The organism is Lactobacillus sp. B4026, assembly GCF_026535825.1.
Classification (GTDB): domain Bacteria; phylum Bacillota; class Bacilli; order Lactobacillales; family Lactobacillaceae; genus Lactobacillus; species Lactobacillus panisapium.
In genome coordinates, this window is sequence record NZ_JAFNPD010000004.1 from 112,431 (window position 1) to 135,893 (window position 23,463).

General features: G+C 38.3%; 18 protein-coding genes. 12 read left to right on the forward strand and 6 right to left on the reverse strand.

What is annotated here, in order from left to right:
• Positions 1-130: 130 nt before the first annotated feature.
• The 3 genes from J3U69_RS05220 to J3U69_RS05230 all read right to left on the reverse strand — a co-directional run bounded on the left by J3U69_RS05220 (position 131) and on the right by J3U69_RS05230 (position 4,463).
• Positions 131-997: a MucBP domain-containing protein gene (locus J3U69_RS05220; protein WP_267413281.1), complete on the reverse strand. Its 867-nt coding sequence runs from the start codon at positions 995-997 to the stop codon at positions 131-133.
• 569 nt (positions 998-1,566) lie between these two features.
• Positions 1,567-3,054: an SLAP domain-containing protein gene (locus J3U69_RS05225; protein WP_267413283.1), complete on the reverse strand. Its 1,488-nt coding sequence runs from the start codon at positions 3,052-3,054 to the stop codon at positions 1,567-1,569.
• Positions 3,055-3,512: 458 nt separating this feature from the next.
• Positions 3,513-4,463, reverse strand: coding sequence for a class A sortase (locus J3U69_RS05230; protein ID WP_267413285.1), 951 nt, complete (start codon positions 4,461-4,463; stop codon positions 3,513-3,515).
• Positions 4,464-4,724: 261 nt separating this feature from the next.
• On the opposite strand from J3U69_RS05230, the gene J3U69_RS05235 reads away from it, so the two are divergent.
• From J3U69_RS05235 to J3U69_RS05250, 4 genes are all read left to right on the forward strand, one after another.
• The gene (locus tag J3U69_RS05235) at positions 4,725-5,618 is read left to right on the forward strand and encodes a PRD domain-containing protein (protein ID WP_267413287.1); all 894 of its coding nucleotides are present in this window, start codon (positions 4,725-4,727) and stop codon (positions 5,616-5,618) included.
• Between the two features lie 137 nt (positions 5,619-5,755).
• Complete coding sequence (locus tag J3U69_RS05240) at positions 5,756-7,732, forward strand: beta-glucoside-specific PTS transporter subunit IIABC (protein ID WP_267413289.1); 1,977 nt, start codon at positions 5,756-5,758, stop codon at positions 7,730-7,732.
• Between the two features lie 25 nt (positions 7,733-7,757).
• Entirely contained in the window at positions 7,758-9,203 is a 1,446-nt protein-coding gene (locus J3U69_RS05245) for a glycoside hydrolase family 1 protein (protein WP_267413291.1), read from the forward strand.
• 31 nt (positions 9,204-9,234) lie between these two features.
• Entirely contained in the window at positions 9,235-10,044 is an 810-nt protein-coding gene (locus J3U69_RS05250) for a histidine phosphatase family protein (RefSeq protein WP_220221220.1), read from the forward strand.
• A 64-nt stretch (positions 10,045-10,108) separates the two neighbouring features.
• On the opposite strand, the gene J3U69_RS05255 is transcribed toward J3U69_RS05250, so the two are convergent.
• Positions 10,109-10,960 carry a helix-turn-helix domain-containing protein gene (locus J3U69_RS05255; protein WP_103752516.1) on the reverse strand — a complete coding sequence of 284 codons (852 nt, stop codon included), beginning with the start codon at positions 10,958-10,960 and terminating at the stop codon, positions 10,109-10,111.
• A 109-nt stretch (positions 10,961-11,069) separates the two neighbouring features.
• Between J3U69_RS05255 and J3U69_RS05260 the strand changes: the two genes are divergently transcribed.
• Positions 11,070-12,299, forward strand: a complete 1,230-nt coding sequence (locus J3U69_RS05260; protein ID WP_220220297.1) for an MFS transporter — start codon at positions 11,070-11,072, stop codon at positions 12,297-12,299.
• A gap of 104 nt (positions 12,300-12,403) precedes the next feature.
• Here J3U69_RS05260 and J3U69_RS05265 read toward each other — a convergent pair whose 3' ends face one another.
• Complete coding sequence (locus J3U69_RS05265; RefSeq protein ID WP_103752514.1) at positions 12,404-13,642, reverse strand: MFS transporter; 1,239 nt, start codon at positions 13,640-13,642, stop codon at positions 12,404-12,406.
• Positions 13,643-13,787: 145 nt separating this feature from the next.
• On the opposite strand from J3U69_RS05265, the gene J3U69_RS05270 reads away from it, so the two are divergent.
• The 7 genes from J3U69_RS05270 to J3U69_RS05300 all read left to right on the forward strand — a co-directional run bounded on the left by J3U69_RS05270 (position 13,788) and on the right by J3U69_RS05300 (position 20,273).
• Positions 13,788-14,720 carry a cytochrome C5 gene (locus tag J3U69_RS05270; protein ID WP_220220296.1) on the forward strand — a complete coding sequence of 311 codons (933 nt, stop codon included), beginning with the start codon at positions 13,788-13,790 and terminating at the stop codon, positions 14,718-14,720.
• A 335-nt stretch (positions 14,721-15,055) separates the two neighbouring features.
• A complete protein-coding gene (locus tag J3U69_RS05275; protein WP_220220295.1) occupies positions 15,056-16,399 on the forward strand; it encodes a 6-phospho-alpha-glucosidase in 1,344 nt (447 codons plus the stop codon).
• A 21-nt stretch (positions 16,400-16,420) separates the two neighbouring features.
• Positions 16,421-18,040, forward strand: a complete 1,620-nt coding sequence (locus J3U69_RS05280; RefSeq protein WP_267413294.1) for an alpha-glucoside-specific PTS transporter subunit IIBC — start codon at positions 16,421-16,423, stop codon at positions 18,038-18,040.
• Between the two features lie 85 nt (positions 18,041-18,125).
• Positions 18,126-18,917 (forward strand): MurR/RpiR family transcriptional regulator, encoded by a 792-nt coding sequence (locus J3U69_RS05285; protein WP_220220293.1) that lies wholly within the window; start codon positions 18,126-18,128, stop codon positions 18,915-18,917.
• Complete coding sequence (locus J3U69_RS05290) at positions 18,907-19,398, forward strand: hypothetical protein (protein ID WP_220234904.1); 492 nt, start codon at positions 18,907-18,909, stop codon at positions 19,396-19,398. Before J3U69_RS05285 ends, J3U69_RS05290 begins: the two co-directional genes overlap by 11 nt.
• A gap of 13 nt (positions 19,399-19,411) precedes the next feature.
• Entirely contained in the window at positions 19,412-19,894 is a 483-nt protein-coding gene (locus J3U69_RS05295) for a PTS sugar transporter subunit IIA (RefSeq protein ID WP_103752511.1), read from the forward strand.
• Between the two features lie 130 nt (positions 19,895-20,024).
• Positions 20,025-20,273 carry a hypothetical protein gene (locus tag J3U69_RS05300; RefSeq protein ID WP_267413295.1) on the forward strand — a complete coding sequence of 83 codons (249 nt, stop codon included), beginning with the start codon at positions 20,025-20,027 and terminating at the stop codon, positions 20,271-20,273.
• A gap of 73 nt (positions 20,274-20,346) precedes the next feature.
• Here J3U69_RS05300 and J3U69_RS05305 read toward each other — a convergent pair whose 3' ends face one another.
• A complete protein-coding gene (locus J3U69_RS05305; RefSeq protein ID WP_267413296.1) occupies positions 20,347-23,340 on the reverse strand; it encodes a TIM-barrel domain-containing protein in 2,994 nt (997 codons plus the stop codon).
• Positions 23,341-23,463 lie beyond the last annotated feature (123 nt).

Here is a 23,463-nt window from a genome sequence, read left to right on the forward strand (position 1 = left end):
GCCAAATTACCTCGTAGTTGAAGAAAAAATGGGCAAAAAAACACGTACACTCAATTTTTCATTGAATGTACGTGCATTAATTAGTTCGTTTTAAGATAGTTCTGAAAAGTGGTATTAGTATAGCGTAAGGCTACATGATTTTCTTGCGGGTATACCAGCCCCCGGCAAGACTTCCAATTATTGCAACCGATCCTAGACCCATTGCGATTGCTTTGGAGTGATCATTAGTGCCCGTATGAGGTAATTCTTGCACTGAACTACTATTTTTTTGAGTAGAGGAGGGTGAATTTACGCCAAAAGCACGAGTACGATTACTTACTTTGATTTTTTGAATCGCCTTTTTAGCCTTACTCGCTGCCCGATGCTTTTTGTGTCCCTTTTTATGGGGAGCATGCTTGCCGGCAGCGACATCATCGGCGATTACGCCAGCTCCGCTTTCGTCAATGCCAATCCCAACTACATCATTTCCATCTCCTGGAAAATGCTCCGCTTGTTTAGCAGCTTCAGCAGGGGTCATCTTGTGATAAACATAAGTTACGTTTTGCTTATCATTGCTAAAAGTGCCGGTTGCATTTTTAGGTTGTGAATCTAGCACATAGTCGGTAAATTCTCTTGGTGAAGTAGTATATTTTTCACCAACATTACCGCTGATAACTTTGTCTGGAGCAATTACATTACCTTTTGTGTCTACGTAATGAATTGTTATTTGATTATTAATAGTTGAACCCACTGATTCTTGATTTTGTGATGCGCTTGCTACAACGGCAGCACTACTTGAAGAACGTCCACTAGTAGCAATGTCTGAAAATGATTTGCTTGCTACTTTTTTAACCGCTTTTTTCAATTTATCTTTTTTAGCCAATAAGTGACTTGTAGATGATAGATTAGCGGCTTTAGCGGATTTGGCATTAGCACACATTAGACCCAAAGAAGTCATTGTAATAGCACTAAATAAAATTTTTCCAGCAGTGGGATGTTTGCTGACAAATTTATTCATTATTCTCCCCCTCTACGCTTATAATTTCTAAAAATATATAACTATAATCTAAAAAACATAACATAAGATACTTTTATAACCTTAGGAATTTCTCCGCACTAATCATACCATATGTATAGCTTGATGTGTAGCATAACATAATGCGCAGAAATAGCATTTTAATATTGATATTTGTTATTTTAATAATATTTAATTTTAGAAAAGCTTTAGGAGTAGAGCGATAACAGAACTTAGTTTTACCAAAATTGGTAATTTTGTTATTAATAATTAATAATTTAATAACGTATATTTTTGCTATTGCATCAAATTGACTTTCTTAATTCAATTGGTGTATTTACCGGTATTTAAAAATGACTTATACCTTATTTAGCATTATTGATTTTAATAATTATGTAGTTATTTGGTGCACTACAAATTAAAGACGATTTTTGCTAAATAACAATATGTCTGACCGGGCTAAGTACAAGTAGCATCAGGCTTAAAAATTGGTCATAATAAAACCCCAAAGTTTTATTCACTTCGAGGTTTTTATCATATGTAACTTAAAGCGGTCTTTTAATTACTTAGTTTTAAAAGTTAGCTTTCTTAACGAATCGGTTAGTGGCAATAATGTAAAATCTCTTACCATTTATTTTGACAGTACCACCATAGGTTACAACTTTATGATTCTTTTTGAGTACTTTACGAGTAACACGCTTGCCCTTAGCATTGTAAATATAAGCGTTGTGAGTCAGTTCCCGTTTGACACCAGTAATATTATTAGCTTTGACATAAGTTGTATCGTCTAATTGATAGTACTTCTTACCATTAATAATTTTAGTGCCGTATGTCTGAATGCTTTGACCAGCTAGATATTTACCATCTTTCCGGTTACCGTTTTGGTCATAAAGATAGGAGTTGTGCATTATGACTTTCTTAACTGCTTGTTTGTCGTTAGTAGCAGGTTTTTGTTCTTCGTGCTTTTCATTTGAGGTTGGAGGAACAGTTACGCTATTTGATGTGCTTGGTACACTTGGAGTGCTTGGTACACTTGGAGTGTTTGGTGCCTCAGCGATACGATGATAATGAATAGAACTAGAATCCTTGCTTGTGCCGTTGTATTTGGCTACTAATTGGCTTGAGGTTAATTTAGGATCATTGTTTTGATTAGCATTTTGCCAAATAGCTGGGGTATTCAAGCCTGTATCTTGCAGATTAGCGTTTTGCGGAAGGATTAAATCTTCTAATTTATCAAGACCTTCTAACATATTCTTACTTGAGATAGATTTTTCTGAATTTGAAAATTTAAAACCGCTAAGGTCCAAAGTTGTTAATGATTTATCACCAGTGAACATGTAATCCATATTATCGACTATGCTAGTTACAAAATTATTGCTAAATTTGATGCTTGTTAAACTTGAACAATCATTAAACATACTAATCATGTTAGTGACTTTTGATGTATCAAATTTATTTGATTCAGCTGAATCTTTAGCTAAATATAAGTCATGTAATTTTTCGCAGCCGTAGAACATGCCTCCCATATCCTCAACGTTACTGGTATCAAGTAATGATAAGTCTAGTTGGGGTTTATCAGCTCCCTTTGCAAATGAGCCGGCAAACATGTTACTCATGTCTGTAACCTCACTGGTATCGACATTAGTAAGTCCCTCAATACTTGATAAGTAAGGCAGATTAGCAAATAAACCTGAAGCGGATCCGGTAATTTTTAAACTACCGGCAATTTTAATATGAAAAATGTTTTCCGAGCTTATTTTGTCAATGTCACCAAGTGGTGTAGGTGTATTTGAAGAAATTTCGCCTTGAGGAATAGTAAGTGTTTGTGTTTTATCATTAAAGGTAACTGTTAAACCGTTCCATTCAGCTGTTCTAACGCCTTCCTCTGGTGTAGTGTTCTCTTTTTTGGCGCTATTAGTCATTTGACTAGTAGGAGCGACTTCATCAGCCTTAACAGAGTGAGCTTGACTTGCTGTCAAACCTACTGCCGCCAATGTCATACCACAAAGTAATATTCTTTCTCCTTTTTGGTAAATGCTATTTTTAATATGATGATTCATAGTATCCTCCTTTGTTGTCTCTAATATCTTTATTGTATCCGTATACATTAATTAAAACCAATAAATCTAATGATAAATTCAAAATAATACTATAAACAACTAATCATATTGGCGAAAAAAACTAATTTTCATTAAAAATAATTTATAGTTTGCGAATTGATTACTCATATTGATGCTTAAATTTAAAATACTTAAGTAATTGGGTATAAAACTATTTTATGTGTGTTAGTTATTTTATATATATATGAACATAAGACCAATAAAATTAACTAAAAATCTAGTATTCAGTTGAAAAAATATTTGCTAAAAATTAGGCTCTAATAGCAATATTATTTTTGGGTGTTATTGTAAGCAGCAGGTGGCTGCATGTTATATCCAAAGCAAAAAAGCCGTAACTGGCAAAAATAGTGCCAATTACGACTTAATAATGAGCGAATTAAATTAGTGTTACGCTCTAGTTATGAGCGCCAAATTCTAACTAGACGCCAGGCAATAATTAGGAAGAAGATAACGTTGAAAATAATAATGGCAGCCTTAATAAGAGTCATGTTTTGGAAAAACTTAGGCTGAGCTTTCGTGCGAATTTGTTGGCTCTTTTTAATAGTATGCCGTCCCTTTTTGGTTGGTAAAGCGACCTTTTTCTGGTCTTTTTTTGCAGAAAAATTAGCAGTTAATTCAGTCGCAGATAAATTCTTGTTGGTTGCCTTAATTTTGCTGATTAAATCACCCTGCACAACTGTGCGGTGCTGCCCATACCCGTACTTCGAAGTATTAAAGTCTGAGCATGTAATTAAGGTAATCATACTTCTATCCTTTATGTTGTTTTCGACTTCAACTTGTGTTGGCTTAATTGCAAAAGAAATTCTTTTAACTTCGTAAGCATAAATGTGATGAAGATCGGTCACATAGATTAAGTCGCCCCGTTTTGCCAAGTGTAAATTGTCTAATACAGCAGGGCCATATGCGCCCATATAATGTCCTGCCAGAACATAGTTGTTAGCTCCGCCCATTACACGATCCGGGAGGCAAGTAACAACGCCGTATTCCAAGTTTTGGTTTTCACTGCCATATCCGGCAAACAGCGGATTGTGAATGTTAACGGCTGGAAGCGAAATTCGCCCAATAGCATAAGCCTTAATTTTCTTTGACCGTAAAATTCGCGTTGTACTAATTGACTTGGTCTTACTAGCGTCATAAGTTGTTTTTCGGTGTTTATTTTGATCTGCTTTTTTAGGTGTTAATCCTGAAGAAGCTTGCTCTGCATTTTGCTGGACAAGGTAGGAGTCACCGAAACCAGAACCGAAGAAAATAAGTGTTACTCCTAAGTAAAAAAGTATACCTATAAATAGAACCTGGATTGTAGACCAGATTTTTTGTTTGGTGGTTAAATTTTGCTTTTTAGTTGCCATTGCTATTTGTCCTCTGATTTTGCGAAAGTTATTCAAATTACCTCTTATTTTAATGATAAATTGGTAAAATGACTAATTATTTGAGAAATAACTAGAAACACTGATAAAAAATCTTCAAATAACTATTGAAATCGCTTTAACACTGTTTTATAATCTTAAGAGTAAATAAGTGTGTTACTGATTCGATCAGGCATTAACCTATGAACAACAAGGCTTTAGTGTTGCTCATAGGTTTTTTTATTGAAAAGAGGAGTTTGCTGAGTGAAATTTATTAAAAATTTTAACAACAATGCTGCTTTAGTGTCGGATGAATCTGGTGTTGATTGGGTAGTAATTGGAAACGGAATTGGCTTTGGGAAAAAGCCCAATGATCCAATTGATGAAACAAAAATTACTCGTCGTTTTGTTGCTGTCGAAAAGAATATCAAGATGATTGATAGTGTTAGGGATATTGATAAACGTACTTTGTCTCTGACAACTGATGTAATCAATCTTGTTTCTAAGAGACTAAACGTTAATTTTACTGATTATCAGTACTTGGTTTTAGCTGATCACATCGATTTTATGCTTAAAAGAACCGATGAAGGCTTTGAATTAGGCCAAGGTACTGTGGGATGGGAATTAAAGAAGTTATTTCCTAAAGAATATTCAGCTGCGAAAGATGCGCTGAAGCTGCTTCAGGAAAAAACTAAGCTAACCTTTCCCAATTCAGAAGTTGTTTATCTGACCTATCACTTTATCAATGCTAGTTCTGATCAAACTAAGCTTCAAGATACAATCAAAATCACCAAGTTAATTCATGGTGTAATTGAAATCATTGAATATCAGTATGGGATGCAGCTTGATCCGGAATCATTTAATTTCAATCGGTTTATGACGCATTTACGTTCGTTCATGGTGCGGCACCTGTATGAAATTGGTGATGAAGATAGCGGCAGCGAGCTTGATAATTCATTGCTTGAATTAATGAAGGTCAAGTACAAGAAAGCATACGAGACGGTTTTAAAAATCGGCACTTATTTATCTAAACAGGCTGGTTGGAAATTGCAACCTGATGATGAGGTCTATCTGACGCTCCATGTCTGGCGGGTAACGCATAGACAAAAAGATGGTACTGATTCGGAAGCAAAGCAAGTTCCAGCCGATGAAAAATAATTTGTTTAAACGGTGTGTTACTGTTTTACAGGCATTAACCCGAGAACATAAAGAAAACTTCCTTGTTTCATCCTTAATTGAATGTTTGCAAGAGGTCTTCTTTAAGTCCCCGGGTTTTGTGATTTTTGGAGGAAAAGATGGCTTACGAAGAATTAAGTCGTGAAATTATCGCCAACGTTGGTGGTAAAGATAATGTAGCCAGCGTGGTGCATTGTACAACACGTTTGCGCTTTAAGTTAAAGGATGCTTCAAAGGCAAACGATGAAAAAATGAAGGCAACTGATGGTGTCTTGTCATTAGTTAAGTCTGGTGGTCAATACCAAGTTGTTATTGGTAATAACGTTGCTGATGTTTACGATACCCTAATTAAAATTGGTGGTTTCGGTGATGGTGGTTCAGTTCCTGATGATTATGTGGACACAAGCAACATGAGCATTGCAGATCGGTTCATTGATCTGATTTCTGGTATTTTCAACCCAATTTTAGGGCCAATGTGTGCTGCCGGAATGATCAAAGGTTTCAACGCCATGTTCTTGGCATTCGGTTGGCTTTCCGCAACCAATGGTACCTACATTATCCTAAATGCAATTGGTGACAGTTTATTCTACTTCTTACCAGTTATTCTAGGAATTTCAGCAGCCAAAAAATTTGGCATGGACGGATATATTGGTGCAACCATCGGTGCATCTCTTTGCTACCCAACAATTGTAGCAATGGCTGGTAGCAAGACTGCTTTATTTACAGTCTTTAAGGGCACTATCCTGCAAGCACCAGTTCATATGACTTTCTTAGGAATTCCGGTAATTTCGATGAACTACACTTCATCAGTTATTCCGATTATCCTATCAGTTTGGTTTGCTTCAAAGGTCCAAAAGGTTGTACGGAAGGTAATTCCAGATGTCGTTAAGACTTTCTTGGTACCATTCGCAATCTTACTAATTACAGTTCCAATTACCTTCTTAATTATTGGGCCAGTGGCTACTTGGCTTGGTAATGCGATTGCCGCAATTGTTAGTGCTGTATACAACTTCAGCCCAATCTTAGCTGGTATCTTGATGGGTGCTTTCTGGCAAGTATTTGTTATCTTTGGTGTTCACTGGGGCTTTGTTGCCGTTATGATGACCAATATTGCAGCCATGGGTTATGACCCAATCTTAGGTTTATCACTTGCTGCATCATTTGCTCAAACCGGTGTTGTTTTAGCTATTATTTTCCAAACTAAGAATGAAAAAACTCGTAGTATTGCGATTCCTGCATTCGTTTCCGGAATCTTTGGTGTTACTGAACCAGCAATCTATGGTGTGACATTACCACGTAAAAAACCATTTATCATCAGTTGTATTGCTTCCGCAATCGGTGGTGGTTTAATCGGATTCTTCGGTACTAAGGTTTACATTATGGCCGGAATGGGAATCTTCTCAATTCCTGATGCTATTGGTAAAAATGGTGTTGATGGTGCCGTTTATGGCTTAATCATTGCTATGGCTGTAGCAACTGTACTTGGTTTTGCACTGCAAATGATCTTTGGCCGCAAGACTGTTGACGAAACACTTGATGAGCAAGTTGCTTTGGCTAATGCGAATGCTGCAGAAGGTGCAGATTCCGCAGATGCTACTGCAGAAACTGCAACTACTGCTAAACCAGCTGAAGCTACTTACAATGAACCTGAAAAATTAGTTGCGCCATTAAACGGAACAATCGTTGCGTTAAAAGATGTTAAAGATGAAGTTTTCTCCAGCGGCTCAATGGGTCAAGGTGTTGCAATTGAACCAAAAGAAGGTAAAGTATGTGCACCATTTGACTGTGAAGTTGCCATGACTTTCCCAACAGGCCATGCAATTGGTTTAAGATCAGCTAAGGGTGCTGAAGTAATGATCCATATTGGTATGGATACGGTTGAATTAGATGGTGAAGGCTTTAAAATATTAGTTGAGAAGGATCAATCTGTTAAAGCGGGCGATCCACTCATTGAGTTTGACTTGGCAGCTATTAAGAAGGCTGGTTATGAAGTTACAACTCCGGTAATTGTGACAAATACTAACAATTACCACGAAGTTAATGTTGTTGCTAGTGGCGAAGTATCAATCGGTGATCAGCTGCTAGACTTAGAATAATCGGGCGAGAAAGAGGAGTATACACATGAATACAAACAATTTCCCTAAAGGCTTTTTATGGGGTGGCGCTACAGCGGCTAACCAACTCGAAGGTGCGTATCAAGAAGGAGGCAAGGGCTTGTCTCTTCCTGATGTTTTGCCTGGTGGTAAAGAGCGGATGAAGATTATTGCTTCACCAGATTTTGATTTCAAAATCGATCCTAAATATGTTTATCCTAACCACATTGGAATCGATCACTATCACCACTATAAGGAAGATATTGAACTATTTGCGGAAATGGGCTTCAAATGCTACCGTTTCTCAATCGCTTGGTCACGTATTTTCCCTAACGGTGACGAAGAAGAGCCAAATAAAGAAGGACTTAAGTTCTACGATGGGGTAATTGATGAGTGCTTAAAGCACAATATTGAACCTGTAATTACGATTTCACACTATGAACTTCCTTTGCACTTGATTACTGAATACGGTAGCTGGAAGAACAAGAAGTTGATCGACTTCTATGAACGTTTTGCTAGAACTGTATTAACTCGCTACAAGGACAAAGTTAAGTATTGGATGACTTTCAACGAAATTAACAGTGCTGCTCACTTCCCAATCATGAGCCAAGGCTTGACTGTAAGTAACGGTGCTCTTGACAAGAAGAATGTTTACCAATCATGGCACAACCAATTCGTTGCTAGTGCTAAAGCTGTTAAAATCGGTCATGAATTAAATCCTGACATGAAGATTGGTTGCATGATTCTTTATGCAACAACTTATAGCTATGATTCAGATCCAAAGAATCAAATTGCTACACTGCAAGAAAATCAAGCAAACAATTTCTTCTGCGCTGATGTACAAGTTCGGGGCCATTACCCAGCATACACGAAGAGCTTATTAGCTCGTCAAGGCGTTAAATTAAGCGACATTGACTACAGCGATGAAGAACTTGACTTGCTAGCTAAATACCCGGTTGATTACATCGGCTTTAGCTACTACATGTCATCTGTTGTTGATGTTACTCACGAAAACCAAGAAACAACTAACGGTAACTTGATGGGTGGCGTTAAGAATCCATTCTTGAAATCAAGTGACTGGGGTTGGCAAATTGACCCAACTGGCTTAAGAATTGCACTTAACGAATTATCTGATCGTTATGAAAAGCCATTATTCATTGTTGAAAATGGTTTGGGTGCCATTGATCAACCTGATGAAAATCACTATGTTGCTGATGATTACCGTATTGATTACTTGCGTGAACACATTGAAGCCATTTCAGAAGCCATTGATGATGGTGCAGACGTAATGGGTTACACTCCATGGGGCTGTATTGATTTAGTTAGTGCTTCAACCGGTGAAATGTCTAAGCGTTATGGCTTTATCTACGTTGATGAAGACGATGAGGGTAAGGGTACCTTCAACCGTTACAAGAAGAAGTCATTTGACTGGTACAAGAAAGTTATTGAAACTAATGGTGGCGATTTAGCCTAAATTTAGGGAATAACTTGGAGTGAGTAAGAAAATGAAACGGCGAGTAACAAAATTCTTGCTAGCATTAGCAAGTCTTATCGGAGCAGTCACAATTGGCACTAATCAAGCCGAGGCAAAAAGTAATAATAAACCGGTGACGATTTATTTGACCCGTCATGGCGAAACTACTGCTAATGTGATGCACCTTGCTCAAGGCTGGAGTGATTATACTCTAACTGATAATGGTGTAAAGGGTGCCGAGTATCTTGGTAAGGGTCTGAAGGGAATTAAGTTTAAGGCAGCTTATTCCGGTGACTTAACAAGACAGGAAAAGACTGCGCAAGGAGCCTTAAAATACTCTGGCAATCAAAAAGTTAAACTAAAAATTGATTGGCGTTTGCGTGAATGTAACTACGGTAGTTATGAAGGTCGCCCTGATGTAGCGCAGAATGTACCAGAAATTGCCCAATACTTTGGTTATGATAGTATTGCTGATTTTCAAGCTAAGACTGGCAAACTATTTCAAAATAAGATGCAAGACGGTTATTATGCCTTAGACCAGGAAAATAAGTTAAATACCAGCTTACCAGCACAATACCGTGCGGAAAGTACTGAAGCTGTCCAAAAGCGAATGACGGCGGTATTGACGAAAATTGCAAAAAGTCAACACAAAGGCGGCAATGTCTTAGTTGTGAGCTCTGGGATGGCAATTAATCTCTTCTTGTCGACGCAAAACTACCCTGCTTTTCAAGGGACTGGCCTTGCGAATGACTCAGTTACTAAATTAGTTTACCAAAAGGGTAAATTTAACTTAGTCGGCGAAATCGGCAGTTTGAAGTATTACAATGCTGGCCAAAAATAGAGTTTAGCTAATATTAGAAAAAGCGTGATTTTAAATCACGCTTTTTTTAACCCCAAATTAGCGGTTAGTTGGTATTTTCATCGATCAGTTTTTGACAGTGCTGACTAAATTTTTCCATTCCGATTAAGGAAAGCTGTTTAACCTGCATTTCACAATTATCAAGATAAACTTGTAGTGGCTCATAGTGATAACTAATTAAATTTTCCAGTAAGAAGAGCACCATTTTACTAAAACATGTACTGGGTTTAGTAGGCACTTTCTTCGACATTTTGATCATTTGTGTGGCATTTTCATAAGATTGATGCTTAATGCTGATACCAATCATGTTAATTAAAATACCAAGAACTAAAAATTGAATCTTTTCATCATTGCTTCTACTGAATTTTTTGAAAATCTTTTTCGTAATCGTTAAATTACTGGTAAAGTCAAAAAAATACATGTAATTGCAGAAATTTTTTAGGGACTCTTGGTCCAAATTATCTTCATTGTAGAACTTGTTTTTCAACTGCTGCTTTTCTTTTAAACTGAGTTTTTCAGGTGAACTGTTTGCAGTATAAATTAAGGTGTTAAGCTTAAGAATCAGGTCTTCTTTGTTATGCACAGCACTTTTGGCGATGGCATCTTTAATAGCGGAGAGCTGGTCGATATCGAACTTATAATAGGCATCAATTGATTTTGAAATTACGTTTTTCTTGAGTTCATCTTCAGATTTTGACCGGTAGTCTAATTTGCTAAAAAAACTAGCAAGATCAATATGGTTATAGCGCAGTATTTCAATCAAATCCTGAGCAGAAATCCTAGTAGTATTCTTCTCAATTTTAGAATAAAATGAGGGGCTAACAATATCACCGATCCATGCCCGCTGCGTCTTACCTGCTTCTTGTCGATATTGCCGTAGTAAGCTTCCAATAGTCATTAAAATTTCTCCGAAAAATTAGTTTCATATATGACACTTTCACTATTTAAAATTTTAACACAAATATAATTATGTTATCAGTAAATAAATAGAGGGAGTAAATTAATTCATGGACATATTTTTCAAAAATAAATATTATCGCCGATTTTCAATCGCTAGTATCCTATCAAGTGCTGGCGATATTCTTTTTTACTTAGCCTTGATGACTTATGCTAGTAAGTTAAAAAATTACTCATTAGCTCTTTCACTGATTGCCATTTCCGAGTCGGTACCTAGACTGCTTTCAAGTGTCGGGGGCTATCTTGCCGATCGGACGCATAACAAATACGAAAAGATTGTTTGGCTTGCAATGATTAGGGGGGCACTTTATTTATTAGTTGGTTTTCTTTTTAGTCAAAATATTGCCGGTTGGAATCTGGTAATGATGGTTATCGTCATTAACTTCATTTCTGATACAGCCGGAACGTATTCAAGCGGTCTGTCCACACCTTTAATAGTTGATTTAGTGGAAGAAGACCAAGTTGCCAAGGCAACGGGTTTTACAAGTGGCGTTTCCCAAGTGATTACGACCATTGCCCAGTTTGTCGGCTCAGGCCTGTTATTGTTCATGTCTTATTCAACTCTAGCAGTTATTAACGGCTTAACTTTTATTGCTGCTGGCCTAATTTATTTGTCGATTGCCCGTAAAAATAAGGATGCAGCAATTAATCAAGATGTTGATGAGCAGAGCTTTTTAAGTACGCTTGCCTTGTCTTTTCGCCAGGTTAAAAAGGCTAGTGGCCTGCTAACTACCGTGATGGTTATTGCTTTAATGAATGGTATTTTGAGTACAATTGAGCCAATATTATCGATTGTCGTTGCCGGCAATAAAAGCATAATGGTCATTGGCACCTATACTTTCACAATTGCAGTTATTGGCGCGGCAGCAGCGGTGGGCTCCGCTTTAGGCAGTATTGTCGGAACAATGATTTTCAAAAAGGTTTCGGTCTATGTGATCGTCTTACTGGCTTTATTCTCCGCAGCCTGCGTTCTCGTGTCCACGATGAGTAAACAAATAATTTTTTGTTTAGTTACTTATGCCTTATTAGGCTTTTTTGTAGGAACAGCTAGTCCGAAGTTAACGCAGTGGCTGGTGGCAACGGTTGACCGCAAGATTTTGTCATCATCAGTTGGCCTGTTAAATACAATTTTGTTAGTGATTACACCATTAATGACAATCCTGTTTACCAGTATTTCAGCGGCATCAAATGCTAACGTTGCGCTGATAGGGATGCTGATTACCAGTATTATAGTTTTCAGTATTACGGTTGTGGTTATGATTAAAACCAAAGAAAATTAAGTCCGGTTTTTTACTGAATTTAAGAACAAGTTAAAAGGACTAGTTCTAAGCTAATAGCTCGAACTAGTCCTTTAGTTTTTATTTGCTTTTTTAATAGTTATTGTCTACTGCCGTTTAGGTTGGTGAAAACTAAAAAAGATAATCAAAATAAAGTTTATCAATAAAGTTAAGCCAGTAGTCCAAAAGACAGTCGCATAATTAAATACTCCGGATATGGTTGACCCCATTAGTGAACCAAAGACTGATCCGACCGCCTGAAAGGACTGGTTGTAACTGAAAATGCGACCAAAGCTTTCTGGTGGCGTGTTAAGAGTTAAAACTGTCTGCGCTGCTGGCAGCATTGCGGCACTGGCAATTCCCAGCAAAAAGCGCAATCCAGCTAATACCCACGGTGAATGTGTGAGTGCCATTGGAACAAAGAGGATGGCGCCAACAATTAGCCCAACGCGAAGAATCTTTAGCGGACCAATTTCGTCCATTTTGTGGCCGATTTTGGAAGCGGCAATCAACGTACCAAGCCCCGGTGTTGCAGCAACGACACCAGCAACAAAGGCAATATTTTTACTGTTGGGCATCATCGATTTGACGTAAAGTGAAACAATCGGGTCAATTGACATGTTGGCGGCTTGAACTAACAGCGTTGTTGCAAACATCGCAATAATTAACTTAACATTAGGCAAAGTATGCATAATTTCTTTCATTGGTTTCATTTCTTCACGCGAAACTGGGGTGAATTTTTCGTGAACTAAGAAAGTTGAGCCAAAGAAGACTAACACCATTAAAAACCCAGTGATGAAGAAGGGAATCCGGTATCCCCAAGCTCCGCCAAGCCAGTTGCCAAAGAAGTTAGACAAAACCCCACCAAGTAAAGGTCCAACTAGGTTTCCAGCAGTTCCGGCGGTCATCATTTGGCTCATAACCCAGCCGCTTTTTTGATGAGGAGTTTCACCAGCAATCAATGCGGTAGCATTATTAATGTAGCCAGAAAAAGCTCCCTGAATAAACCGCATGACAATGATGTAAATTGCATTGGGAGCAAACCCAGTAGCTGTGATGGTCAGAGCCATTACGCCTGAAGCACGCATACACATCAATTTGCGGCCCTTACGGTCAGCTAAATTGCCCCAATAAGGTGAAACTATTGCCTGGGCAATAAATGTCATCGCAAAGGCCAAGCCTGAGTAAAGGCTGATTTGTAATTGACTATAATGACCAAGGTCGGCAATAAACAGTGAAATAAAGGGCATTGTCATTGAGTAACCCATTCCCGTAATGAAACAACCTAGCCACAGGGTATAAAAGGCTTTGTGCCATCCAGCTGGCAACTTATCTGAACTTTTCAAAGTATCCTCATCTTTCCGTTTGAATTTTTAACAAAAACATTATCTTTTTTATTCTAGCACAATAAAATTGCTAAGAATTTGCAAAAAAAGGTAAACTTAGCCCCAAAACGTGATAGGATATTGTTTCTGAAAGGAAGGGTGCTGTATGAGTCAGGATTCACATATGACCAGACGTGAATATCGCAAAAAGTATGCGAGTGAAAATGATGAAACGGTTAGTCCTGCTGCTACCCAGAGGCCCGTTAAAGAAAATCCGGCTGGATCAACGCGTGCTGATTACCGTCACCTTAAACTAAACTTTTGGGAAATCTTTTCTGATCGCCCTTATGTCGCAGTGGCGATTGTTGTATTAGCCATCTTTTTTGTGATGGCTAAATTATGGTGGTTATTACTGTTATTAGCAATAATAGTGGCTGTCGGCATTTTCATCATCGGTCATAGCCATCACCCAGATCGTGTTCTCAGCCTGGAATTTAAAATGAAGGCTTCCAGAAAGCTTAATATGCTGCGTGCACTGCAATTCGGTGGCTCTATTCTCATGTTTTTAGCAACTTATATGAAAAAAGTTGTCACTGTTAATTTCCCAGAAGCAGGCTCTACCGATGGCTTACAGGTTATCCAAGGCGTTTTATCGAATCGTGGCGGTGTTTATGGGCAACAAGGCTCATATATTCTTAGCTTGCTCAATACTTTTACTGGGGGACAGCTTTGGGGCAAGTACCGCTATGCGACTAATAGTGCGCAAATGATGAATAGCAGTGCCGGCAGATTGATTATTATTTGGGTTCTTGTGTTGATGATAGCACCAGCATTCTGCGTCATGGCACAATTTTTCCGTGAGCCTTATTCACGAAATACGGCACTAGTTGCGTCAGTCATTGCTACCGTAACTTTTATTTTGACTCCACGGTTATTGCGTAAATGGATTGTAGAATACGCGGTGGAAAACCGAATGGCTAGTCAGCAAGCACAAGCTGCAATTAGTGTTGGTCCTATGGCATACGTTGCCATGCTCTGTGCAATCTTAGTGTTGGTCATTTCCATTTATCGTGTAATTAAGAAAGACCGGTTTGAGTGACCAAGATTTAGTCATTTTTAACTGGCTCGTTAATAATAATTTTGGCTTTAAAGTAATAGAAAAATTGTTTTTGCCAGTTAAAAACTTTAACTTTAAAAATCATTTTAAAAGCACTGTAGGTGAGTAACTACAGTGCTTTTTTAGTACAACTAGATCTTGGGATAATTCTTTTTGAAATATATTTCAGCGCGCGAAACGCTTATTTCAAGTTATGAAATACTTATTCGCTTTTTCAGAAAGCGGATACAAAATGAGCAAAATCTGATATAAATATAAATAAGCTAGCTTATGAAGACAGCTCAAATTGGGCAATTTGATTAAAAAAGGAGAAAACAATGTCTGCAACTGATAAACGTTATTCTGTCGTAATTGCCGGTGGGGGTAGCACTTTTACACCCGGCTTTGTCTTAAGCTTAATTGCTAATGAGGATCGTTTTCCACTCAGAAAGCTGAAATTCTATGATAACGATGAAGAAAGACAAAAGAAAATTGGTGATGCCTGCGCAATTATTATGAAAGAACGCGCACCGCAAATAGAATTTTCGTATACCACTGATCCTGAAGAAGCATTTACTGATGTCGATTTCGTAATGGGCTCAATTCGGGTCGGTAAATACCATATGAGGGAACTTGATGAAAAAATCCCGTTAAGATACGGAGTTAATGGACAAGAAACTACCGGACCCGGCGGGATGGCTTATGGCCTGCGCTCAATTCCAGCCATCATTGAAATTATCGACTGGATGGAAAAGTATTCACCGAATGCCTGGATGATTAATTATTCTAATACTATTGCCATTGTTGCAGAAGCATGTCGACGCCTGCGGCCACACGCAAAAGTAATCAATATTTGTGATATGCCGGTTGCCTTGATGACGAGGATGGCACAGATTTGTGGCTTAAACGATTATCATGACCTAGATGTTAATTATTACGGCCTTAACCACTTTGGCTGGTGGAAAGAGGTTCGTGATAAAAAGACTGGCCAGGACTTGATGCCAAAATTAAGGGACCACATTGCTCAAAATGGTTATTGGATTGGTGGTCAATTTGATCAGGAAACCGAAAAGAGTTGGGCAGAAACTTACAAAAAAGCCAAAGACTGTTATGCACTTGATCCAGAGGCTTTACCTAACACTTACTTGCAATATTATTATTTCCCACAATACGAGGTTGCCAACGCTGACCCACACCACACTAGAACCGATGAGATCCGGGAGTATCGGCAAAAAATCGTCTTCGATGAATGTGCGCGTATTGTGCAGGCTGGCACTGCCAAAGGCAACATTTGGGAAGCAAGTATTGAACATTCTAATTATATTGTCGATATTTGCCATGCAATTGCCTATAATACGCACGAAAAATTCTTTGCTAACATTCCTAATAATGGTGCAATTGCTAATATTGATCCTGACTCGGTGGTTGAAGTACCGTGCTGGTTTGGTGCCGATGGTGTTCAGCCGATGGCAACAGGAAATGCTGGTGAATTTGAACGCGGAATGATGATGGAACAGCAAACTTGTGAAAAATTAGTGGTTGATGCTTATGAGCAACATTCCTATAACAAGATGTGGCAAGCTTTTGCACTGAATAAGACAGTTCCAGATGCCGCAATCGCAAAGAAAATTCTTGATGACATGATTCCGGTAAACAAGCCATACTGGCCAGAACTTAAATAATTGTTAGGGGGATGATTGCTTATGATGCAGAAATTCCAAAAATTTGGTGCTGCCATGTTTGTTCCGGTGCTGCTATTCTCATTTGCGGGAATTGTGGTCGCTTTAGGCAGTTTATTTACCAACCAAGCCGTTTTTGGCTCTTTGGCAAACCCAGGAACTACGTGGAATTCAGTTTGGGATACAATTAACGCCGGTGGGTGGACGGTATTCAAGCAAGAGGCATTATTATTCGTAGTTGGATTACCGATAGGCCTTGCTAATAAATCGCAGGGAAGAGCCGCTATGGAGGCGGTAATTACCTATCTAACCTATAACTATTTCGTCGGTGCTATCTTAGGTCATTGGGGAGCAAGCTTTGGCATTCCGAATTTTAACAAGATTCAGATTGTGGAGAATTCCACCAACCATGGTTTGACAGAAATAGCGGGAATTAAAACGCTTGATACCAGTATTATTGGCGCCTTAATTGTAGCCGGAATTGTAATTTGGCTGCACAACCGCTATTTTGATAAAAAATTACCGGAATGGCTTGGTACTTTTCAAGGCTCAACATATGTCTATATTCTTGGCTTCTTTGTCATGATCCCATTAGCACTTTTAACTTGCTGGGGTTGGCCGAAAGTACAATTAGGCATCACGGGGATGCAGCACTTTATTGTGAATAGCGGTGTTGTTGGTATTTGGATTTACAACTTTTTAAACCGAGTCTTGATTCCTACTGGGCTACACCATCTTGTCTATATTCCATTTCAGTTTGGACCTGCAGTTGTTGCTGGGGGACTGCAGCCTTATTGGTTAAAGCACCTAACGCAATTTGCTTTAAGCACTCATCCACTGAAACAATTGGCTCCGCAATTAGGTTTCCAATTATATGGCAATGAAAAAATCTTTCTTGCACCGGTCATTTGTTTAGCATTTTATGCTACTGCCAAAAAGAATAAGAAAAAGCAAACTTCAGCATTGCTAATACCTGCCGCTTTAACTTCATTTCTTGCTGGTATCACAGAGCCAATTGACTTTACTTATCTCTTTGCTGCACCAGTATTATGGATTATTTATTCTTTACTTTCAGCGACAATGAATACGATTATGTTTAGTCTCGGCGTCGTAGGTAACATGACAGGCGGTGCAATTGATATTGCCGCAGAAAATTGGATTCCGTTATGGAATAATCACTGGCAAACCTATTTGGTTGAGTTTCTTGTCGGTATTGTCTTTGCCGTTATCACATTCTTTGTTTTTAAGATTATGATTGAAAAGTTTAATTATATTACCCCCGGCCGAGAAGAAGACGACGAAGATGTTCATTTGCTAAATAAGAAAGAATATCAAGCCAAAAAGGCCAAGCAGCAGGCTCAAACTTCAGGTAATGCGGTGGAAAGTGATCCCTACATTACTAGGGCTACGGCCTTTCTCGACTTGCTAGGCGGTTCCGCAAATATTACTGAATTAAGTTCTTGTGCGACCCGCTTGCGAGTATCGGTCAAGGATCCCGCTAAAATGGGTTCCGATGATCAATTTAAAGAGGCGAAAGCAATCAACGTTGTGCATCATGGCAAAGCCATCCAAGTTATTGTGGGGCTAGATGTTGCTCAAGTTCTTGAAGCTATGCAAGAATTAATGAAAAACGATCTTAATTAGGATTAAAGCTCAATGACTTTAAAGCGCTTTTATAATTAAAAGTTAAGTATAATGAATTAGTAACTATTTTATATGGAGCGTATTAATGTCAAAATTAAAATCCCTAATTTATCAAAATAGTAGCAAGTTGAATGATTCTGAAATACGGATCATTCAATTTGTTCTAGACAATGCTAAATTGTGTAAGAACTTGAGTCTTTCCGAATTAGCAGAAAAATTGTATGTTTCGAGATCGGCAATTTTTCGTTTATGTAAGCATCTTGGTCTAAGTGGCTATACCGAATTAAAATTTTATTTAAATGAGGTTTGCTTAGAAAATGAGCAGAATAACAATAAAATGAACTTTGCCAATAACTTTGGTGCAGATTTGGAAAAAGAAACTGAGAATTTACGTAAATACTTTGACTCGCTTGATTTAGCCAAATTTTATACTGAGCTAAGCAATGCTAGTAACGTTTATATTTATTCAACAGGCTGGATTCAGCAAATGTTATCCAATTATTTATCGCATGAATTATTACTTTTTGGTATTTCTTCGATTGTACTGCCTGCCGCGATTAGCGAATTGGAAATGGTGGGTAAAATTGCGCAAAAAGGGGATATGCTGTTTATAATTTCATACACAGGCGATAATAAAGAAATTAATGACGAACTAACGAAGTTTGAATTAGTTAATAATAAGTTACGTTACGTTTCTTTCACGGACTTAAAGCAGAACGAACTTGCTTCGCTTTCTGACTATAATTTTTACTATCCTACAATTAAATTTACTACTACCAAAAACGCCTCATTTATTATGGCTTATTCATTAGTTGATTTTTTGGTAAATAAGTTTGATATTTGGCGGAAAGAAAAAAGTGAACAAAATGATAAGTAAAACGAACAATTTTGTTATTAGACTTTTAGATAGAGCACATTTAGATACCGGCAAAATTTTAAACACTTATATTGCTGCTTTAATTATCATACCGCTATTTTTTGCCGGCTTTGTTGCTTATGAAGCCAGTTTAACTGCACAAAGTTTAGCCGCGATCTTAACGGCAACTCCGATAATTGCGGTTGACATGATTATGATGATTATCAACTTTATCTTTGGTTATTATTTGTGGCTAAATAAGGAAAAAATTTTAGCCGATTTACCTACTTACCGCTTTTTTATGCTGTGCCAGGCAATTGGTCAAGTCATGGCGGGCAATTTTATTTGCGTATTATTGGCTATGGGTGGACTTGTTCGCACAAATGGTATAAACCAGAAAGAGCAGAGTAATAATAAACTGATTCGGGGAGCTTCAGTAATTTTTCTGCTTATATTTGGCTTGTGTTTAATTTTGACCATTTGGTTAAGTAGTAAGAAGTAAAAGGTGATAACAAATGTTTAATTTATTTAAAAAGAAAGATTTTACGGTAAGTGCGGCGGCAGACGGCGAGTTGTTGCCACTCACAGAAGTCAAGGATGAAGTGTTTTCGACTAAAATGTTAGGAGACGGCTTTGCGATTAAGCCAGCAGATGGGAAAATTTTTGCTCCAATTGCAGGTAAAATTACTACCATTTTTCCTACCAAGCATGCTATCGGAATCACGGCAAAGAATAATTTGGAAATATTGGTTCACTTGGGGATTGATACGGTTGAATTAAAGGGAAAACCTTTTAATGTCTTTGTCCAAGAGGGTGATTCAGTTAAACAAGGTACCCCGCTGGCTGAGATGGACACAGCGGCAATTACTGGAGCAAATTATGATGATACGGTGATTATTGTTTATACTAATATGGATATTATTGATTCTGTTTCACCAATTTCACCCGGTGAAGTCGAACACGGACAAGAAATTCAAACGATTAAGTTCAAGAGTTAATTTTTTGATGAATCATTAGCTTGAAATCATGATAGAATTTTGGTTATATATTAAAATTAAAACTGCTATGATTAGGGCGAACTAGTTCTAAAATACTATGTTATTAGGTATCGAAAAGATGGTAGTAAAAATGGATTTATTGAAGTTATTAGAAAAGCAGAACTTACCCAAGAAAAATGAACAAGCTTTAATTATTGCCGCAATTTTGCAATTAAAGCAACATGAAAATGAGTATCAGGTACGAAGCAGGCTATTAATCAAATTAAGTGAGCTTGCTCGAAGCATGACGCTATCTAAGGAGGGCATTGACCTGCTTACTAAGTTAAATCAGCCAGATAAAAATGAAGATATTGCTTTATCTTCGACTACCTGGTTTTAAGCTTACTAAGTTTTTAGAGACAAAAAAGAAAGGTTACAATTGTAGCCTTTCTTTTTGTTTTACTGCTATTTAGTTATCGTTTAGCTCTGAAAAAGATGATTTCACGTGCAGCAACCAAAGGTCCTGAGCTTTGATAAATGGTGAGGCGAACGGCCTTTGCCCGCACATCGCGTAAGCCAACTACTTTATTTTTACTGTCGGCTCGCCACTTTAGGTGCTCGGCATACAAGTTGTAATTTTCACCATCAGTTGAAACAGCAACACTGATATCGGTTGGGTCACCTTCGTGATCGATATTACGGGGAACAAAGGTCATCCGACTTAACTTTTCAATATCATTAAAGGTAAAAGTTAATTCCAGAGGCTTATCAGGCGCAATACTCTGCTCAGTTTGCCATTCACTGGCCATCTTGAGGTCGGTCAAGTATGCGAGTGGATGGTGCGGCTTGCTATCGCAGTTGCTGGAAATGGTAATCTCCTGAATTGCATAGTCCTCGGCTGCGTGCTTAGTAATTACGCCGAAAAGATCAGACCATTCTGATACGCGATTGCCCACAACATAGCGCATTCGGATGATATAGCGGGTATTAGGCGTCAGTTCATGGAACGTAAAACTATTACCCTTAATTCCTTCGTACAGGATATTGTTAATTTCAACTTGAACTTCGTCAGCTTGCGACCAAGCGAGTTCAAATGAATGAGCTGTGATTTTGCTGGAATCAACTGAAGGAAGTTTCGGTGAGGGAATAATCCCACTGGTAATTGAATGAACCATGACTTTGCTGCTGTAAGTAAAGTTACGCACCGTCACTTCAATTTTGGTAGTTGCAATTTCACGGCTAGCAAGCTTAATTTGGAGGGCCTTTTGCTTTTGGTCATGATATTGATCAAATTCATCTAAGGAATAGTTAGTATTATAAAAAATCCCTTCGTGCGCTAGGTTAAAGGCATCAAGCGAGCCGTAGACTTGGAGTGGAACAATTTGGTCATTTATTTTAACAATAACATTATCAGGATAAGAATCGCATAATAAAGTTAAATTGGTTCCTTGCTCTGCTTCCAGATCAGGGTATTCGCCTTTAACCGGATTAATAGTAACTGTCAGCTTTTCCTCATCAAGCTTGCTGGTAATCTGAGTCTTGCAATAGTTATGTTCAAAATCGGTTAAGCCATCATCGTCGTATATTTCTGCCTGGCTGTTTCCTTGCGGATAAATGACATAGTCACGCTTGCCAAAATCAAAGATACTGCCACCACGGACAAAGACCGGCAAATGCCAGGTTGGGTAGGTTAAGTTATTGTAAACACGACCACCAGCATATTTTTCGCCGGTAAAAAGATCAATCCACATCGTGTGCTTACCCGGCAGGTATAAATTGTCCTTGCGGGAATTGCCTTCTTCATCTTCGCGGCCATTAGTAATAGGTGCAATTAGCAAATTGTTGCCTAGCATGAACTCGGTACCGAATTGTTCGGTGTAATTAGTCCGTTCATCTGGAAAAGCAATAAATAGTGGCTGCAAGATAAGATTACCTTCGCGTGCCTGTGCATTAAGCGTGTATAAATAATTTTTCAGACGGCTGTGCAACTGCAAATAGGCACGATTAATTTCCGTAATTTTCCGATTATAAGCAAACGGTGTCTTGCTAAAATCTCCTTGGTCATCAATGTTGAAAAGAAGGGGTGTGAATGCTTTCCATTCGAAGTCGCGAACATTAATTTGCGCATTGCCACCGCCCAAAAGGCCGTCAACTGCCGCTCCAGCAAGTGGTTGTCCTGATAAATTAGAGCCTACTAAACCGGCAACTTGAGTGGCGATACTCTCCCAATTACCCCCAACATCACCATAGATTATGGCGGCGTCTTTTTGCATGCCGGCAAAACCAGAGTTACTTAAGACCAGTGGCCGCTTACGCTGCAGCTCTGTTTTCAGCTTCTCAGTATCCGAAGCAGTTAAGTTGGGGTTATTACTGTAAGTAAAGGCGGTTTTTGCTGGTAAAGTTGCGTCTTCTTCATGCCATAAGCCGGGATGAACGCCTTGATTTAACGCATAGTCGTTAAAAAAGGCGAGAGCTTGCTCATTAGTTGCTTGAACGCCGTAATTGGGTACAAACCAGCTTAATGGGATGTGCATGGCTTTATAACGGTCAATCATTGCCCTTGCTGAAAAGTGATAATTTTCTTCACCGTTAAGTGATGCTTTTCCCGAGGCAGAATTTTCATCGCTCGTCCGTAGATAAAAATTATTGTTAATTTTTGTTGCGTTGCGAACTGATGCTGCACTAGGCTGCCAAAGAGTGGTACAAAAATTACCTAGATGTCCTAAACCAAGCATATATTTAGGCAATAGGACGGGTTTTCCGGTTAGCTGATAAAATTTAGCGAGAAGTTCCTGCGGGGTGTTGCCTACCAGGTAAAAATTGTCAAAAAGTTGATCTTGGTGTGTCAACGTAGTAACGCTGTGATTTTTCTGCCCAAAATCATATATACCGCTTTGAACAGTATTACGTAATTCACCATAGCCTGCGTTGGACCAGAAGAATGGTACTTGCGTGACAACTCCGCCGTCGCCTGTGATCTGGTCATGCTTAATTTGAATTTTCCGGCCCTTGTGACTAAAATAGCCGTTTTGTAAACCGCCACCAAAGTAAAATTCGTTTTTATTTTGAACTAAAAATTCGCTAGTTTGCTCAGTACCAAGCTCTAATGGGCTAGATTGCGACATTCTCGTTCGGTGCAAAGTTTCATCGAAGATACTCATAATAGCCGGCTTTTGCCAAAAAATAACTTGGTAATTACCCGAATGAATAATTAATGAGTCGTTTGTTGCCCGTACCTGTGAACGCTCAAAAGCATTGTTATCAAATTTAGCTAGCTGAATAAATGAAGCTGGCTGTTCAGTGAAATTTTGTTCGGGATCAAGGATTAGACGAAAAATTCCATCGGCCAAAATGTAGAAGTGCGCCACTTCACCAGTTGCAAAGTGCAACTCATAATAGTTATCGCACTTACTTGCACCGGTCAATGCCCCTAATTGATGTCTATTTATTTGCGTGTCTTGTATCATGATTTTGCTTCCTATATAGTCTACCTATACCTATTATAACTAAAAAAACAAAACTTTCCGTACTATTTGTAATTCAACTGGTAATGACCAGTGCATTAAGCTAAAATGGACTTATAAAGACAA